Annotated in this window: 10 protein-coding genes; 8 read left to right on the plus strand and 2 right to left on the minus strand. The window is 61.4% G+C overall.

Going from position 1 to position 14,560, the window contains the following annotated elements; translation table 11 throughout:
• Nucleotides 1–445 precede the first annotated feature (445 nt).
• From V5E97_RS29925 to V5E97_RS29950, 6 genes are all read left to right on the plus strand, one after another.
• On the plus strand, nucleotides 446–1,372 hold the full coding sequence (locus V5E97_RS29925) for a DUF1559 family PulG-like putative transporter (protein WP_406695224.1): 927 nt from the start codon (nucleotides 446–448) through the stop codon (nucleotides 1,370–1,372).
• Between the two features lie 63 nt (nucleotides 1,373–1,435).
• Entirely contained in the window at nucleotides 1,436–1,903 is a 468-nt protein-coding gene (locus tag V5E97_RS29930) for a hypothetical protein (protein WP_406695225.1), read from the plus strand.
• Between the two features lie 173 nt (nucleotides 1,904–2,076).
• Entirely contained in the window at nucleotides 2,077–2,619 is a 543-nt protein-coding gene (locus tag V5E97_RS29935; RefSeq protein WP_406695226.1) for a sigma-70 family RNA polymerase sigma factor, read from the plus strand.
• Between the two features lie 16 nt (nucleotides 2,620–2,635).
• The gene (locus V5E97_RS29940) at nucleotides 2,636–4,390 is read left to right on the plus strand and encodes a LamG-like jellyroll fold domain-containing protein (RefSeq protein ID WP_406695227.1); all 1,755 of its coding nucleotides are present in this window, start codon (nucleotides 2,636–2,638) and stop codon (nucleotides 4,388–4,390) included.
• 107 nt (nucleotides 4,391–4,497) lie between these two features.
• Nucleotides 4,498–5,460, plus strand: coding sequence for a DUF1559 family PulG-like putative transporter (locus V5E97_RS29945; protein ID WP_406695228.1), 963 nt, complete (start codon nucleotides 4,498–4,500; stop codon nucleotides 5,458–5,460).
• 30 nt (nucleotides 5,461–5,490) lie between these two features.
• Nucleotides 5,491–5,931 carry a hypothetical protein gene (locus V5E97_RS29950; protein WP_406695229.1) on the plus strand — a complete coding sequence of 147 codons (441 nt, stop codon included), beginning with the start codon at nucleotides 5,491–5,493 and terminating at the stop codon, nucleotides 5,929–5,931.
• 522 nt (nucleotides 5,932–6,453) lie between these two features.
• Here the strand turns inward: V5E97_RS29950 and V5E97_RS29955 are convergent.
• A complete protein-coding gene (locus V5E97_RS29955) occupies nucleotides 6,454–9,090 on the minus strand; it encodes a proton/sodium-translocating pyrophosphatase (RefSeq protein WP_406695230.1) in 2,637 nt (878 codons plus the stop codon).
• Between the two features lie 532 nt (nucleotides 9,091–9,622).
• Between V5E97_RS29955 and V5E97_RS29960 the strand changes: the two genes are divergently transcribed.
• Complete coding sequence (locus tag V5E97_RS29960; RefSeq protein ID WP_406695231.1) at nucleotides 9,623–11,809, plus strand: protein-disulfide reductase DsbD family protein; 2,187 nt, start codon at nucleotides 9,623–9,625, stop codon at nucleotides 11,807–11,809.
• 25 nt (nucleotides 11,810–11,834) lie between these two features.
• On the opposite strand, the gene V5E97_RS29965 is transcribed toward V5E97_RS29960, so the two are convergent.
• Nucleotides 11,835–12,836, minus strand: a complete 1,002-nt coding sequence (locus tag V5E97_RS29965; RefSeq protein WP_406695232.1) for a hydroxyacid dehydrogenase — start codon at nucleotides 12,834–12,836, stop codon at nucleotides 11,835–11,837.
• 485 nt (nucleotides 12,837–13,321) lie between these two features.
• Between V5E97_RS29965 and V5E97_RS29970 the strand changes: the two genes are divergently transcribed.
• A complete protein-coding gene (locus tag V5E97_RS29970; protein ID WP_406695233.1) occupies nucleotides 13,322–14,488 on the plus strand; it encodes an ArnT family glycosyltransferase in 1,167 nt (388 codons plus the stop codon).
• Nucleotides 14,489–14,560 lie beyond the last annotated feature (72 nt).

Raw genomic sequence — 14,560 nt, forward strand, 5'->3', positions numbered from 1 at the left:
TGGCCCTCGAAAGCCGAGGACGCAGAGCGTCCAAGACTTCATTCCCACGGGGGACCGTGGGAACGAGTAGCGGGAGGCTTCCTAGCCCTGTATCGGGTCGTTGATTTGATTCTAGTTTTAATTAAAAAATTAGAAAATGTGGATTATGCGAAATTGACGGAGGCCGTATGTTTTTTCTTGTCATAAATAGCCGAATAGTGACATGCTGCTTTCAGGGAACCGTCATCCTCGATGGTTTGGGGATGCGACACGCGAGTGCTCACCAGAAGCTCCAGCCTTTAACTCCTCCTGCGACCTAAAAAGGGACAGTCCCGGTCGGTCATCGTTTGAGCCTGCGCCGATCGGGAATGGTGTCTGAACTCGACCTGATGAATCCTGTGATGGTTCTTTCCTGAACACAGGCTCATGATCGCGGTGTTTCACCACTTGATTCCGGAGGTGATCGATGCGCCGACATGGATTTACGCTGATCGAACTCCTGGTCGTCATTGCGATCATTGCAGTCCTGATCGCATTGCTGTTGCCTGCGGTCCAGGCGGCCCGTGAAGCGGCACGCCGCCTCCAGTGCACCAACAACATGAAGCAGATCGGGCTGGGGCTCCACAACTATCACCAGATTAACAATGCGTTACCTTACGGGACTGGAGTCTGCTGTACGCCGGCCGGGGGCAACTGGTCGACCTTCATCCTGCCGACGATGGAGCAGAATGCGATTTACAACGGCCTGAACCAGAACCTCGGATACAACACGATTGACAACACCTCGATCGTCAGGACGGTCATCGCCACATTTATCTGCCCGTCCGACCCGGATGCCTCGAAACCGATTTCAACCCGGTTCGCCGCTCACAATGCCTCGCCGGCCTTGATGCTCTGGTATCCGGCGTCGATGGGGCCGACGCACATGGATAATTGCGATTTTTGCGCCAACAAGACCCCCGGTTCCACCAATTACTGCTGCCAAGGTTTTAACTTCGGCACCAACGGCAATGCCTCGCTCGGGATCTCCGCCGGCACCTTCGCCGGGATGTTTGGCCGCACCTCCCGCGTCATCGGCTTTCACGAAGTCATGGACGGCCTGAGCACGACGTTCATGGTGGGCGAAACACTACCTGGCGACTGCACCTTCATGGGCGTCTACTCCCAGAACTTCCCGCTCACCGGAACGATCATCCCGCTCAATACGTTCGAGAAGGCCGTCGACGCCAATTGGTGGCGCACCTGCGGCTTCAAAAGCAGACACCCCGGCGGGGGCAACATGCTGATGGGCGATGGGAGTGTTCGCTATATCAAGCAATCAATCAGTTACTATGTATGGAATGTCCTTGGTACTCGGGCCGGAGGGGAAATCGTCAGTGCAGACGCTTACTAAATTCATTGATTGCATGATTGTTGTGTTGCAGTTGGATTTTCTTGCATGTTCAAGGAGATTGCCGTGTTCCGAATCCTACCTGCTTCGCTCGTGACGCCGGCCGCGGCGGCGTTGGTCTTGCTCGGCTCCGCAGTGGGGTGTGGGTCGAGCGAGCCGGGCCTGGTGCCGGTCCGAGGTAAAGTGACTCTCAACGGGGGCCCTTGGCCGAAGGAGGGGACTATCAACTTCGCCCCCGCCGGTGCGGTCGAGGGGGCCGACCCGGCGAAGAGCCGCCCCGGCAGTGCGAAGTTTGCCGCCGACGGCGATTTTGTCGCCGGGAGTTTTGAGGAGGGAGACGGCCTCTTTCCCGGTGTCTATAACATTGCGCTCGATTGCCTCGAGAGCCCTCCGCAGATGACCAACACCGGAAGCGTCATCGAAGGCAAGAACGCCGCCCCCAAGGCCTATCGTAATCCCACGACCAGCGGATTGACCCTCACGGTCAAGGCCAACGAACGCGTCGATGCGACGTTTGACGTTAAAACGAAATGATTCGCCAGGAGTGCCTTGCAAGATTGATTGATTGGCACATGAAAGTGATGCAGGCATCCGCGTGCGGCGAATTGTTTGGCACTCGCGTGATTTTTCTGTAACGGACGAGTGGGTGGCGACATCCTTCTCATAGGGAAGCGTCATCCTTGGCTTCTTGAGGATGATTCACGCGAGTGCCACCCTTAAACTCGAATTCATGGTTCCTTGAACAGGTTCAGAAGGACCAGGCGCGTTTGCGTGCCTACGTCCGTTCGCTCGGGGTCCGTGCCGAGTGGGTCGATGACCTCGCCCAAGATGCTTTGCTCATTGCCCTGAGACGGCTGGACGAGTTCGACCGGACCGGCGATTTCGGCGCGTGGGTCCGACAAATCGTGCGAAGGTTGGTCGCGAACGAACGGCGAAAAGCGATGCGTCGCGACATGATTCTATCGGACCACGCCACGGACATCCTTCTGGAGATTCATGGCGAGCCACTCAAGCCGGGCGAACTCCAGGAGCGGGAGGAGGAAATTGCCAGGCTGCGCGAGTGCGTGTCCCGGCTTCCCAAGCGGAGTCGCGAACTCTTGCAGCAACGTTACTTCGAAGACCTGAGTCCAGGGGCGATTGGCAGCCGCCTGGGCCTGCCGTCGAACCAGATCCGGCAGACACTATTGCGGTTACGACGCGTGTTGTTGACGTGCATGGAGCGACGCACGGAAACTCCTCTCGTTTCTTAGGTTAGGTCGAACCATCATGGTTGAACCCGGCCGAAAATCGATCGACGCGGTATTGGCCCGCTTCCTCGATGGCGACCCCGAGCCGAGTGACGGGGAAGTGTTGGCGGAAGCGATGCGCCGCAACCAGGATTTTGCCCAGGAAGTGATCCGGTTGTTGACGGTCGATGACCTGCTCCGGCAGTGTGCCGTGCCCGATGACCTGGCCTTCCTCGAGTCGCTCAAGCTTCGACTGAACGGCGAGTGCGGAGGCGACGAGTTCGCCGGAGAGTTCGAGCGCCGCCTGCTGACGCGAGATTCCCGGAACCGTTCCGTACGGCCCTGGCTCTCCTGGGCGATTGCGGCCGCGGCGTGCGTCACGGCCGTTGTGGTGGGGACGCTGGCGCTCCGGAGGCCGGGAGCCGAGCCGCTTGCCTCCCAGCATTCGCCCGTGGCGGAAGCGGAGCGAACGCCTGAAAAACTTCCAAGCGGCGGCCGGAGTGCGCTGACCACAACGAGTGGGTTCGCCATGGTCGTTAAACTTGACGATGTACTCTGGGGGTCTCGGGAAGGCCCCCACCCTTCGGAAGGGGAACTCGTGGCGGGTTGCCGCTTACAGTTCCGCTCGGGGCGGATCACGCTTTCGATGCTGACCGGGGTCGTGCTGGTCGTGGAAGGCCCCGCCGATTTTGAGCTGCTCGCCCTGGATAAGATCTTTTTTCGACAGGGCCGGCTTCGAGCCCGGGTCCCCAAAGGGGCGGAAGGGTTTGTCGTGGCCTCGCCCGCGTCGGCCGTGGTTGACCTGGGGACCGAGTTCGCCTTGAACCTCGAGGCCGACGGGAAGTCGCGGGTCATGGTTTTCGAGGGCCTGGCCGAGGCGGCGCTGCTGGACGCGGCGGGCTCGCCCAAGCGGACCCAACTTGTAACCAAGAGCAAGGAGTTCGAGCTCGACCCGGGCCGGGACCGGATCGCGGAGTCGGTCGCCAGGCCGGAAGCGTTTGTTTCCACTTCAAAGATGGGACCGCGGTCATTGGTCCTCGACTCCGACTATGCCGCGTCAGTGATGAAGTCGGGTCCGCGAGGATACTGGCGATTCGAGTCTCTGTCCGATCACTTGATCCCCAACGAGGTTGCCGGCCGCCCGCCGTTACGAGTCTCCGGGCCCATCCGTCTCTCTGACGCTCGCCATGGCAACACCTGCGCGGTGTTCGAGGCCGGCGCGCCCGAGCAATTCCTGGGAACCGACGCACTCTGGGAGGTCGCCGGCGGGTCCGGGCACGCGGTCGAGTTCTGGTTCCAGTCCGAAGTCTTCAGTCATGCCTCACTCGTCGGTCTCCTGCCGCCCGAGGAATTCGTTTTACCCCATCAGCTCTCGCGTTATGTGCACACGTTTCTCGTCGAAATCACGGCCCGCGAACGGCAGTCGTTGAACAAGCCGGCCTCGATCCGGTTCTTACACCGCTGGCCACTCGACACCACGGTCGGATGCAATCTCTTCTCCCAGGACGTTTACGTCCCCCGCCGCTGGCACCATGTCGTGGCTCAGAAGGATGGGGCTCGAATGGAGCTGTTCTTCGACGGGGTACCGGAAAACGCCATGCCGATCGCGACTGAGACCCCGACCTTGGCTTGCCGACTTGTGGTGGGACGAAGGACGCCTGACACACGCGATCCGAGCGATGCTCGACCGTTCGTCGGCCGGCTTGACGAACTCGCCATCTACGATCATCGACTCTCGCAGGATGAAGTGCTTCAACATTTTCGCTCGGCCACTCAGAGGTCTATTGCTGAGTGAAAATGTGAGTATCTGTTGAGTCTGTCGGTTCCTGGTCTCGTCGGTCGTTCAGGTCCGAGTGCGGGCATGCCCGCGTTCTCCCTTATTCTTATCCCGGGAGGTGACTCATGCGACGTCGCGGATTCACGCTGATCGAACTGCTGGTCGTGATCGCGATCATTGCCGTTCTGATCGCTCTGCTGTTGCCCGCCGTGCAGGCGGCACGCGCGGCCGCACGCCGGGCCCAGTGTATCAACAATCTCAAGCAGATTGGTCTGGCGATGCACAACTACCATTCGACCAACGACACGTTTCCGTCCGGTGAGCTTTGCCCGCTGAACCTTCAGGGGGCGAGGACTTTCTGGACTGCGTTCATCCTTCCTTACCTTGAGTTGGGTACTCTCGGCAACGCCTACAACTACAGCATGAGCGTCAATGTCACGATCAGCGGTGGAGCGGCTTTCGGCCCGACGAATTCGACGGTCACCCAGGCGGCGATCAGTACTTACCTGTGTCCCGACGACACCGGTGGCACGATGAATCGGGGAACCTATTTCTGGGCGCGGTCGAATTATGTTGCGACCTATAATCCCGACGGTTTCATGGTGGAAAAGAATGTTCCGTTTACTTACGACCAGTCCTGCAACGGCGCGGTCAACCCCTCCACTCGCAGGTCGCTCTTTAATTACAACGTCACCCGTGGCATCAAGAGTATCATCGATGGTTCGTCCAACACCGTCGCGGCATCGGAGGTGATCCACGGCCCGACCAATACGAACGATGGCCGTGGCACGGCCTGGTATGATTGGGGCGTGCAGTATACTCACTATCGTCCGCCCAACACGTCTGTTCCCGACTTGGTCTATCCCGCATCTTACTGCGTGAACACCAAGGCCAAGGCCCCATGTGCGACCACTACGATCAGTTGGTGCCAGCAGGCGTATGCCGCCCGAAGCTATCACTCCGGCGGTGTCAACGTCCTGATGGCCGACGGGTCGACCCGGTTCGTCAAGGACAGCATCAACCTTCTCACCTGGCAGGCGCTCGCGAGTATCGACGCCGGCGAGGTTCTGTCGTCTGATGCGTATTGAACCCACCTGGCCGCATTCGAGACTATCACGATGAAATGGATCGCGGGTTTATGTCTTGTTGCTGAACTCCTCGTTTTCCCAGGCTGTTCCAGGCCCGTTGGCCCGCAGACGATGCGGGTCTGGGGCGACGTCACCTATAATGGTCAACCTGTCGAGGATGGTAGCATCGACTTCATTTCCCCCGAGGGCGCGGCTCCGGCTCAGTCCCCCATCAAGGCGGGGCACTACGACCTCCCTGCCGTGGCCGGCCCGGTGGCCGAGAAAAGCTACAAGGTTCAGATCAATGCCCTCAAAAAGTCGGGCAAGACGATTCCCAACATGATGGGGGACGGAGAACCGACCATGGAGATCCTGGTCAATACGATCCCGGAAAAGTACAATGTCAAATCGGCGCTGACGGCGAACATCTCGTCCGACTCATCCAAGAATCAATTTGATTTCAAACTCGAAAAACCAGAGCGCTCGAAATAACGGCGACTCGATCTGCCGGCGCATCGACTGGTCCAGCCGGGCGAACCAATTCATAGGTTCGCCCGGCTGGTTTCGTTTCACACCACCAAGCTGCAGGCCGAGCTGCTGAGGTTGATCGCGACGGAGCCACGAGCCAGCCCATGCGAAGGCCCAAAGACAGGGAGCTCACGCTCCCCGCTCGCCTTCCAGGCGAGCGAAATCCAGGGCACCACGATCGGTGTCGTCCCTTGGTCGTTGGTCTTCGCTCGCCTTCCAAAGGCGAGCGGGGAGCGTGAGCTCCCTGTCTTTGGGCTGACGAATTGCCCCCGGTAACGTGGCGACAATCTCGAATAATCGGTGCTTTAGTTCTGCCGCGTATCGTTATTTGTTTTTGTGGTTGAAAACTTTGATGTAAAATTAAACTAGAATTTTATGATTGCTTTCTATTTCGTTGTTTGAAGAAGTGAGCTTTCACCTGTGCGAAAGCCTCCCGAGGGGATCCGTCCCCTCGGGTGCGTTGTCCTTGGCCTGCTCTCAAGCGGTTCAGCTATTGACGCTTTCGAGGCTGGTGACCGCCTTCTCGCCGCCGAGTTCGGCTTCCATCTCCCGAAACTCTTTCGACTCGGTCTTGCTCCGCCAGACCGCCCAGGCGACGGCGGCGATTCCGAGCAGGCCTAGCACGTAGAGCATCCAGCCAATGCCGCTCTTCGTGGCGTGGAGAATAGGCCCGATCGAAAGGAGGGCGACCATGTTCATGACCTTGATGAGCGGGTTCAAGGCAGGTCCGGCGGTGTCCTTGAGTGGGTCGCCGACGGTGTCGCCGGTGACGCTCGCCTTGTGCGCTTCGGAACCCTTTCCGCCGTAGAGGCCGTCCTCGATCAACTTCTTGGCATTGTCCCACGCGCCACCGGCGTTGGCCATGAAGACGGCCAGGAGTTGGCCGACCACGATCATGCCCGCGAGGTAGCCACCGAGCGCGTACGGGCCGAGATAGATCGCGACTAGGATCGGCATCATGATCGCCAGCAGACCGGGGCCGATCAATTCCCGCTGCGCCGCGGCCGTGCAGATGTTGACGACCCGGCCGTAGTCGGGTGTCTTGGTGCCGGCCCAGATTTCCGGGTCGCGGAACTGGAGCCGGCACTCCTTGACGATCAAGAAGGCCGCGCGGCCGACTGCGCGGATCAGCATCGAGCTGAACAGGAAGGGAACGGAGCCGCCGATGAGCATGCCGATGAAGACATAAGGCTGAGCCACCGAGAGCTTGCCCGCCTCGGCCAGATATTGCGCCGTGGTCATCTCGCCGATCTTCGACTCGCTGCCGACCGCGATCACCGCGATGAAGCTGGCGAAGAGGCTCACGGCAGCGATCACCGCCGAGCCGATCGCGATCCCCTTGGTCTCGGCCTTGGTGGTGTTGCCCACCGCGTCGAGGTCGGCGAGGATCTGGCGGGCCCGCTTGTAGTTTTCCTCGCCCATTTCGTCACGGTCGTACCCCATCTCGCCGATGCCGTTGGAGTTGTCGGCCACCGGGCCGAAGACATCCATGCTGATGGTGTTGCCCGTCAGCGTGAGCATCCCGATTCCGCACATCGCCACGCCGTAGGCGATGAAGATCGGGCTGGCCCCCGCGTAAATCAGGACCGAGAGCAAGAGCGCCACCGCGATCACGCCCACCGCCACCACGGTCGACTCATAACCGAGTGCGAATCCCTGGATAATGTTGGTCGCATGCCCGGTGGTGCATGCCTTGGCCAATGACTTCACGGGCTCGAAGTGGGTGTGGGTGTAGTAGCTCGTGCTCTTGTTCAGGGCGATGGCCAGGATGATCCCGATCAGGCAGGTCCAGGCCGGGCGCATGTCGAGCCCGCTGTACCCGAAGTTGGACCAAAACGGCTGGCTCTCGGAAAGGATCGGCTTGTTGTAATTGAGGACGAAGGTGCGGAACTCGGCCGCTTTCTGCTCGGCGGTCTTGGACTTGTCGAGGGCCAGGGTCTCGTCGAATTTTTCGCGATCTGCCTGAAACTCCGAGGTCACCAGGTAACCGCCCAGGGCCTGCGGATATTCCTTGATGTATTTGTCGTCGAAGTGTAGATAGCCCAATCCAAGCAAGAAGAAGCCGACGACGCTGATCACCGAACCGAGGAGAAAACCACGGTGGACGGAGTGGAGTGCTTCATCACTGGTGCTTTGCGGCCCTGCCTTGACGGTGTAAGTGCTGATGATCGACCCGACGACGCCGATCGCCCGGACCAGGAGCGGGAAGATGACTCCCTTGTGCCCGAAGCTGGCATAACCCAGGATCATCGCGGCGACGATCGTCACCTCGTAGCTCTCGAAGATGTCGGCCGCCATCCCGGCGCAGTCGCCGACGTTATCGCCCACGTTATCGGCGATCGTGGCGGCGTTGCGCGGATCATCCTCGGGGATGTTCGCCTCCACCTTCCCCACGAGGTCAGCTCCGACATCGGCCGCCTTGGTGTAGATACCACCGCCGACCCGCATGAAGAGGGCCAGGAGCGTGCCACCAAAGCCGAAGCCGAGCAGCACTTCGTAGGCGTGCTCGCCATACGCCATGAAGATCAAGGTGCCGCCGAGCAGGCCGAGGCCGTCGGTCAGCATGCCGGTGATCGTGCCGGTGCGGTATCCGAGTTGGAGTGCGGCCCCGTAGCTGGTTCGTGCCGCCGCGGCCACCCGGAGGTTTCCACGCACCGCCAGGCTCATCCCGACGTAGCCGACGGTCCAGGAGAACGCTGCCCCCATGAAGAACGCGGCCGCCCGACCGATTGCAACGTGTTTCTCGCCGCTCGAGACCGCCCACATGATCCCGGTAATGACGAAGACGAGGAGGATGATCGCCCGGAACTGCTGGCTCAGGTAGGCGTTGGCCCCCATTCGGATCGCTTTGGCGACCGACCGCATTTTCTCGGTCCCCTGGTCGGCCCCGAGGACCTGTCCGACCAGCATTCCCGCGTACAGCAAGCCCGCAACCGCCACACCCAGGACGACCCAGAGCGCTCCACGCTCGACCGAGTCGTAATGGGGGTCGGTCTGGAATGCAAAGTATTGAAATTCCGAGCCGGCCGCCGGAACCGCCGGCGGCTGCGCGAAGAGCGAGGGAGGAGCCGCCAGGGCGGCAAATACGATCGCCACGATCGAGAAGCCGAGCCATCGTCGCATGAGAAAGACCTCCACATCCTCGGTGCACTATGAGGGGGGGACGTCCGGTCGCCGACGGTGGCCAAGCGCCACCGCTGAGTTGCTGATCGGTCCTGGTCTCGTCGGGAAATCCGGTTGTCCGACCGGTGATAATCAGGATTAGACAAAACCGGGTGGCACTCGGATAGGGAGTAGAGGGGAAACCTGTCAACCCCTCAACCTGCATCCGAGAATGCAAGGCATCCCGAGGTCAGAATGCCACATTTCGGCATTTTTCATCGAATCATCAATGCGTGATTCTTGGGGAGACTCCCGAACCTGGTTTATGTCCAAGAGGTCACGGGAGGCTGCGGTCCGTTTGGGAATCAGAGCCCGTTTGCGTGTCTCGGGGCGGTGCCTGGATATCTGGGTCCCGGACCGATCCGGGCGTCTGGCTCTGGCGATTGACGATCGCGTTGACTTGTCCGCGAGGCCGGCTCGCATTAGGATGACAAGGGAGTCGACCGCGCCGTCGCAATGGCACGCGGGCTTGGGTTTTACGGGACAAAACGCCATGAGTCAGAATTCCTTCGGACGGCCCGGCCAAATCCGCCCTGGTTTGGCTGTCTCGACGCTGTTCGCCCTGTCTCTTTTCGCCACGCTGCCCCCCTCGGTTGCGTTGGCTGCCGACCCTCAGCCGACGCGGAAGGACAGCAGTGCGTTCATCAAGCCGAAGGAAGTCGTCCTCAGCGCATCGGTCGATCCGGCCGAAGCCAAGGCGGGTGACGTCGTCACCTACACGGTGACCGCCAAGGTCGCTCCTGGTTGGCACATCTATCAATACAAGGCGAATCCGAAGGGCGACCCCACGCGGGACACTTACTTCGACTTTTTTGATCCCGCGGGGCTGAAACCGGTCGGGGACTGGACGGCGGCGAAGAAACCGATCCGGAAAGCGGAGCCGGCCTTCAACAACGAGATCCTCGAGTTCTATGAGAACGAGGCCAAATGGAGCTTGAAGCTCCAGATTCCTCCAGGAACGGCGCCTGGCCCGAAAATTCTGCGCAGTCAGGCGATTTTCCAGATCTGCGACGCCAGTAGCTGTAAGCCCCCTGCCCGTTCGACGCTCCCCGACGTCTCACTGACGGTCTTGGCCGGAGTCGGCGGTGGAACCAATGCCTCGGCTGCGGCCTCAGCCGTGTCGACGCCGCCAGCCGGGTCGGAGGAAAAGGGGGCGGCTGACGAGGCGGCTCTTACCAGCGAAGTGGCCCAGAAGGCCCAGCAGGGGCTGTTGTCCTTCCTCCTCTTTTCGGCGGGGGGAGGGCTGCTTGCCCTGGTGATGCCGTGCGTCTGGCCGATGATTCCGATCACGGTCAACTTCTTCGTGAAGCAAGGGAACAAGAACAAGGGGAAGACGACCGGCCTGGCTATCGCCTATTGCCTGGCGATCATCGGCGTCTTTACCTCGGTCGGAGTGCTCGTTTCGTTCTTCTTCTCGGCGACCGCACTGCAGAATCTGGCTAATAACCCGTGGCTCAACACCTTTGTGGCGCTCTTGTTCCTCGCGTTCGGGCTGAGCCTGCTCGGTCTGTTCGAGGTCCGGTTGCCGAACTTCCTGCTGAATGCGTCGGCCAAGGGGGAAGGCAGAGGAGGGATGATTGGCGTCATGTTCATGGCCCTCACCCTCACGATCACCTCGTTCACTTGCACCTTTCCCGTCGTCGGCGGCCTGATCGTGATGGCGGCCAACGGGGAGTTCTTCTACCCGATCGTCGGCCTGGCCACCTTCTCGTCGGTGCTTGCGTTTCCGTTCTTCTTGTTGGCCCTGGCCCCCGGTCTCGTGTCGAAGATGCCGAAGAGCGGCGATTGGATGAACTCGGTCAAGGTCGTCGGCGGCCTGATCGAAGTCGGCGCGGCCTTGAAGTTCATGAATACCGCCGAGATCGGCTTCGGCGCGGTCCCCGAGGATGCCTGGTTCGACGCCTCCCTGGTCCTTTCGGCCTGGGTCGGAATCGCCGCGGTCTGTGGTCTCTACTTGCTTGGTCTCTTCCGCACCGACCATGATCACGACGAGGTCAAGATCGGCCCGGGCCGGCTTCTGATCGGCTCGCTCTTCCTGGCCCTGGCTCTCTTCATGGCCCCTGCCCTGTTCGGTACCCCGCCGAAGAGCCGGCTCTGGGACCTGGTCGTGGGCATCCTTCCCGCCGACGTCGGTGATCTCGATCGCCCCGCGGGAGCTGGCGGACCGGTCGCCAATGAGGGCAAGTCGAAGGCCACTTCGAACGATCCCGCGACCGCCGAACGCGAGGAAAAGAGCGTCCATGGCGTCGTTTGGGGGATGAGCTACGACGCGGCCCTCGAGGAGGCGAAGGCGAGCAACAAGCCAATCCTGATCGATTTTACCGGGGTCAACTGCGCCAATTGCCGGACGATGGAGCAGACGGTGTTGAACCGGAACGAGATCACCGGCCTGCTTTCCGAATTCGTCACCGTGCAACTGTATACCGACTACGTACCGATCGGCTCGCTGACTAAAGAGCAGCGTGAGGCGCTCGCGGAAAAGAACCAACTCCTCCAGATCGACCTGACCAAGGAAGCGACCAACCCCTTTTACGTCGCCCTCACACCCGATGGCCGCCTGATCCAGGCGATTGGTGGATATCGCACGCCTGCAGTGTTCAGCGAGTTCCTCAACGGGGCGCTGACCAAGAACAAGGATCAGGACAAAGCCAAGGTGGCTCAGGCCGACCCGGCGCACTGACTCGCGCCGGATCGGATGCCTTGGATCAAGCTTTGCCAAGCTTTCGGCGGTTCGCCAGGACCTCGGCAGGATCGTTGACCGGGTTGAGTGGCGACTCGCCCTTGAGAATGCCGAGAACGTCCGCGACGATTGAACTCGCCATGTTGCTCAACCCCTCCTCCGTCTGCGCGGCACTGTGCGGAGTGAGCATGACGTCAGGCCGGCCGATCAAGGGATGATCCTTGGGGGGCGGCTCGACCTCATAGACATCGGCCCCGTAGCCCCAGAGCCGCTTGGCATCGAGTGCCTCGGCGACATCGGCTTCCACGGTGATCGGCCCTCGTGCCGCGTTGATCAGGATGGCGTCGGGACGCATCTTGGCCAGCGTCTCACGGTTGATCAGGTGCCGGGTGCTTGCGTCGAGCGGGGTATGGACCGTCAGGTATTCGGAAGCGGCAAGGACTTCGTCGAGGCTCACCCGGGTCGCCCCCGCGCGGGCTTCCACCTCGGCGGGTGCGGCGACGATGTCGTGGTAGAGCACGCGCATTCCGAAGGCGGTCTTGGCCACCTCGCCGACCCGCCGGCCGATCCGCCCGAAGCCGATGATGCCGAGCGTGCGGCCGAGGAGGTCGCGGCCCATCATTGAGGTCCGGGCGTGGTAGTTGCCCGCCGCAAGGGCCGTCATCATTTGTGGAAAGTGCTTCGACAGGCCGATCATCATCGCGAAGACATGTTCGCAGACGCTCTGCGTGTTTGCCCCTGGCGTATAGACCACCTGGATGCCGCGCTCGGTCGCCGCCGGGATGTCGATCTGGTCGTAGCCGACGCCATGCCGGCCCACCACCTTGAGTCGGTCGGCCCGGTCGAGCAAGGCCGCGTCGATGACACCCCCGGTCCGGATGATCAGGCCGTCAACGCCGACGATCTCGCGCCCCAACGTCTCAGGATCGATCCCCGAGGCCATTCTCAACTCGGAATTTTCGCGGAGCACGCTCATCCCGGCTTCGTGCATCTTGGTCAAGGACAGAACGATCGGCCTCTGGGACATGAGTTCGGCTCGCCTTTGTTTGGGTTCGCGCGGGGGGGGACGACTGCGCAGGTCGTTGAAATCGTCGATCGCCGCGACCAGCCGCCGCGATCCAAAGGCGACCAGACTACCACAAAGGTCCGCACGCGCGATAGGATTGGGCGCACGTTGAGGTCGGTCGGGCGGTCTCGCCTCCCCCCTTTTTTTTCTCGTTTCCCCGATCGCCAGCTTGCCGGTCTCAATCCGCCTGGAAAGTCATGTCGGGGGGCCTGGTTCAGCGCAGTGCGCTCCCCGGGACGATCACTCTCCTTTCCGTTTCCGGGACAGGCTGCACCTTCCCTCGACCAACCGAAGGCTCTCGTGGACATGACGATTCCCACTGCCAATGAAACGACACGCTGATGGGTATCACGCCGTCGAGCGAGCCCCTTGGATGGGAACGATTTTCATACAGGGGTGTCCTGATCGTTGTCCTGATTTCGATGGTGGTGCGGATTGCGGTGATCGTGCCTTCCATTGGCCAGTTAGATGACCCCGATCGTTACCTGGTCGTGGCGCAGTCGCTGGCCGATGGGGAAGGGTTTGCCGTGAATGGGCGGCCCACGGCCTATCGTCCGCCGCTCTATCCGCTCCTCCTCTCGGTCCTGGTCGCCACGCTGGGCAATCGGCTCGCCTGGGGAGTCGCGGGGATGCATCTGGCCGCGGGGGCGGCGACGGTTGTGCTGACGGCTGTCGCGGCCAGACGCTTCGGTTTGACCCCAGCGCGAATGTTGATTGCCGCGGCGATTGTCGCGTGCGATCCTGTGCTGGTCGCGCAAAGCCGTGCGGTTATGACTGAAACTCTGGCCGCGTTGCTGGTCGCCGCAAGCCTGGCGGCGCTGGCGGAGGGGCATGCGCGAGGCGCATTCTGGGGTGGGATCGGCTTGGGGCTGGCATCGCTCTGCCGTCCGAGCCTCTTGCCGGCGGCCGGCCTGATCGTCCTTGTGGCTATCGCTTTTGGACCCGGAACCGCGTGGGTTCGGCTCCGGCGCGCGAGCCTCGTGGCGGTCGGAACCGTGGTGATGCTCGTCCCCTGGGCCTGGCGAAATGCAGTGGTGTTTGGGGAGCCGGTCTGGACGACGACTCACGGAGGCTGGACCCTGGCCCTGGCCAATAACCCGGTCTATTACGCCGAGGTGCTCGACGGCCCGCCGGGGGCGGTCTGGTCGGGCGCGAATCAGAAACGATGGTTCGACGAAACCGTTCGCGCGGTTGAGGGGCTGGCGGAACCCGCGGCCGACCGGAAGATTCAGACGATTGCGCTGCGGTTCATCGGAACTCGTCCGTGTGATTTCGTGCGTGCCTCGGTGGCCCGCCTGGAGCGGTTCTGGGGGGTCGCTCCCGCCGGCGCGGTCTACTCTCGGGCGACCAGGGGGGCGACCTTGGTCTGGACGGTCCCTCTCTGGAGTGCACTGGCACTCGGTCTGATGCGGCGGGGAGTGTGGCGCTGGCCGGGCGTCGCCGCTCCCGCGATTGTTTTGGCGCTGACGGCGGTCCATTCGATCTACTGGACCGACATGAGGATGAGAGCGCCCATCGTACCTGCCATTGCCTTGATTGCGACCGGGGCGCAAATTCCCCTTTTTTCGGCATCACGCCACCGTGAAATCCAATCGAGTCGAAGCGTGAATTGACCGATCGGAAAAAAATTCAAAATCCTCGCGGATTCTAGCTGTTCAAACCGAGAAGAAACGTTAGGCTTATGA

The sequence above is a fragment of the Singulisphaera photorubra genome, from assembly GCF_045290345.1.
Classification (GTDB): domain Bacteria; phylum Planctomycetota; class Planctomycetia; order Isosphaerales; family Isosphaeraceae; genus Singulisphaera.

Excerpts from the sequence above, each read along its gene's own strand:
- V5E97_RS29925 (WP_406695224.1), top strand. The coding sequence starts at position 446 with ATGCGCCGACATGGATTTACGCTGATCGAACTCCTGGTCGTCATTGCG.
- V5E97_RS29940 (WP_406695227.1), top strand. The coding sequence starts at position 2,636 with ATGGTTGAACCCGGCCGAAAATCGATCGACGCGGTATTGGCCCGCTTC.
- V5E97_RS29945 (WP_406695228.1), top strand. The coding sequence starts at position 4,498 with ATGCGACGTCGCGGATTCACGCTGATCGAACTGCTGGTCGTGATCGCG.
- V5E97_RS29950 (WP_406695229.1), top strand. The coding sequence starts at position 5,491 with ATGAAATGGATCGCGGGTTTATGTCTTGTTGCTGAACTCCTCGTTTTC.
- V5E97_RS29955 (WP_406695230.1), bottom strand. The coding sequence starts at position 9,090 with ATGCGACGATGGCTCGGCTTCTCGATCGTGGCGATCGTATTTGCCGCC.
- V5E97_RS29960 (WP_406695231.1), top strand. The coding sequence starts at position 9,623 with ATGAGTCAGAATTCCTTCGGACGGCCCGGCCAAATCCGCCCTGGTTTG.
- V5E97_RS29965 (WP_406695232.1), bottom strand. The coding sequence starts at position 12,836 with ATGTCCCAGAGGCCGATCGTTCTGTCCTTGACCAAGATGCACGAAGCC.